This window comes from Hydrogenophaga sp. (assembly GCF_036675665.1).
Taxonomy (GTDB): Bacteria; Pseudomonadota; Gammaproteobacteria; order Burkholderiales; family Burkholderiaceae_C; genus Hydrogenophaga.
The window spans coordinates 1-2,760 of sequence record NZ_JAKFEO010000095.1; the positions used below are offsets into that span (position 1 = coordinate 1).

Below are 2,760 nucleotides of genomic sequence, written 5' to 3' on the forward strand. Positions count from 1 at the left end.
AAGTGCGTATTTCAGCCCATCGTGGACGGCGTTTCAGGCTGATGGTGGACGGCATTTCAGCGTGATCGTGGACGGTGTTTCAGGCTGATCGTGGACGCTGTTTCAGCGTGATCGTGGACGATTGGGGAGCGTGCAAGTGATTTTTTGAACCGGCATAGGCTTAGCGCTTTTTGCGATTGAAGCCGATGCCCACAAACAGAATCACTATGCGCCGAATCAGAGAGACATTACGCCTGCACCTGCAGGCAGGGCTGAGCTACAACGAGGTCGGCCGAGCGCTGAAGATCTCCAAGAGCGCGGCGGGCAAGTACGTGTCGCTGGCCCGCGTTGCCGGGGTGGACTGGGCGCTCGCTCAGACCCTCACCGACGAGCAACTGGAAGCCAGGCTGTATCGTCCGGCGCTGCCGCGCTCGAGCCACCAGCTGGCCCCCGACTTTGCGCTGGTGCACCAAGAGCTCAAGCGTGCCGGCGTCACCCTGCAGCTGCTGTGGGAGGAGTACGCCCGGGGCAACGCGCTGGCCTACAAGTACACAAGCTTTTGCGTCAAGTACCGGTTGTTCGCGCAGAGCTTGAAGCTCTCGATGCGCCAGGTCCACATTGGTGGCGAGAAGCTGTTCGTCGATTACGCCGGACAGACCGTGCCGCTGATCAACGCGACCACCGGCGAGATCACCGCCGCGCAGATCTTCGTGGCCACGCTGGGGGCTTCGAACTACACCTACGCCTGTGCCACCGCGCGTCAGACCACTGCTGACTGGATCGGCGCTCAGGTGCGCGCACTCGAGTTCATCGGCGGCGTGGTGCGCCTGATCGTGCCCGACCAGACCCGCGCCTTGATCAAGTACCCCGACCGCTACGACCCCGAGCCCAATCGGAGCTACGAGGAGTTTGCCACCCACTACGGCTGCGCCCTGCTGGCCGCACGTCCGGGTCATCCCCGTGATAAACCCAAAGTCGAAGGCTCGGTGCTCCTGGTAGAGAGGTGGATTCTGGCGCGCCTGCGCAACCGCCGATTCTTCAGCCTGGGCGAGCTCAACCGCGCCATCGCCGAGCTTCTCATCGATCTGAACCAGCGCCCCTTCAAGAAACTGCCCGGCTGCAGGAGAAGCGCCTTCGAGGCGCTGGACGCCCCAGCGCTCAAGCCCTTGCCGGCTACCCGCTACGAGGTCAGTCGCTGGAAGAGTGCCAAGGTCAACATCGACTATCACGTCGAGTTCGACGCTCACTACTACAGCGTGCCGCACGCCCTGGTGGGCACCACGGTCGAGATGCGCATCACCGACAGCCTGCTGGAGTGCTTTGCGGCCAACCAGCGCGTGGCCTGCCACGCCTTGAGCCACAAGCGCGGCGCCCACAGCACGACGGCCGAGCACATGCCGGCGTCCCACCGCGCCCACCTGCAGTGGACGCCCGGCAAGCTGATCGACTGGGGCAAGCGCATCGGCGTGAGCACTGCTGCCGTAGTGACCTGGCAGCTTGAGCACCGCCCGCACCCCGAGCAGGGCTACCGCGCCTGCCTGGGGCTGCAGCGCCTGGCGCGCCAGTACACGCCCGCTCGGCTGGAGGCGGCCTGTACCCGGGCGCTGGCGATCCGCTCACCCACCTACCGCAGCGTGGCCTCGATCCTCAAGAACGGGCTGGACCGCCAGCCCTCGTTGTTCACGCCCGCGACGCCCCCGCTGCCGGCCCACGAGAACGTGCGCGGCCCCGACTACTACCACTGAGCCTTGAACCATCCACCACTGAAAGAGAGAAGACCGATGTTGAATGAACACACCCTCAACCAACTGCGCAGCCTGCGCCTGGACGGCATGGTGCGCGCCATCGAGGAGCAAGCCACCAGCACCGCCGCCACGGCGCTGGGGTTTGATGAGCGGCTGACCCTGCTGGTGCAGCGCGAGGTTGCCTGGCGTGACGACCGGCGCGTCGCGCGCCTGCTCAAGGCCGCCAAGCTCAAAGTCAGCGCCGCTTGCGTGGAGGACATCAACTGGCGCACCAGCCGCTCGTTGGACCGCTCACTGGTGGCCGCGCTGGCCGGTGGCGACTGGCTGCGCCACGGGCAGAATTTGTTGATCACGGGCGCGACCGGTTGCGGCAAGACTTGGCTTGCTTGTGCGCTCGCGCATCAGGCGGCCAGGTCCGGCTTCTCCGTGCTGTACACCCGCGCTGCGCGTCTGTTCGATGAGCTGCAGGTGGCTCACGGCGACGGCAGCTTCGCGCGCCGCCTGACGCAGCTGGCCAAGCTCGATCTGCTGGTCATTGATGACTTTGCAATTTCTCCGATGGGTGCTACCGAGCGCAACGACCTGCTTGAGGTGCTCGATGACCGCGTGGGAAGCCGCTCAACCTTGATCACGAGCCAGTTGCCGGTGAAGGCCTGGCACACCTATCTGGACGACCCCACACTCGCTGACGCGATCCTCGACCGCGTCGTGCACAGCAGCCACAAGATCGAGCTCAAAGGCAAATCGCTGCGCGACCAAGAGCAAAACCAATGACCCCGAGCACTACCTCCTGGGCGCCACAGACGACTTATCCACCGCGTCGGCCGGTACGTCGCAAGCGCCGTCCGCCGCCGTGGATAAGTCTGCACCGCGCAGCTTCAATAATCGCTTCGCGAGAGAACGTTTCAGACTGATCGTGGACGATTGAGATACATTAAACCCCTCGCTTGCGCGCACCCCCCGCGCGTCCACCATCAGACTGAAACGCCGTCCGCGATCAGACTGAAACAGGCGTCCACGATCGCTGAAATCCGCA

At 64.5% G+C, this 2,760-nt stretch carries 3 protein-coding genes; 2 read left to right on the forward strand and 1 reads right to left on the reverse strand.

Annotated features, from left to right (window positions below):
* The first annotated feature begins 185 nt into the window (after positions 1-185).
* Both istA and istB read left to right on the forward strand, forming a co-directional pair.
* Positions 186-1,724, forward strand: coding sequence for an IS21 family transposase (gene istA / locus V6M63_RS21795; RefSeq protein WP_332745310.1), 1,539 nt, complete (start codon positions 186-188; stop codon positions 1,722-1,724).
* 36 nt (positions 1,725-1,760) lie between these two features.
* Positions 1,761-2,498 (forward strand): IS21-like element helper ATPase IstB, encoded by a 738-nt coding sequence (istB, locus tag V6M63_RS21800; protein WP_332745311.1) that lies wholly within the window; start codon positions 1,761-1,763, stop codon positions 2,496-2,498.
* Between the two features lie 9 nt (positions 2,499-2,507).
* Here the strand turns inward: istB and V6M63_RS21805 are convergent.
* The coding region (locus V6M63_RS21805) for a hypothetical protein (protein WP_332745312.1) at positions 2,508-2,760 on the reverse strand (253 nt) is incomplete at its 5' end.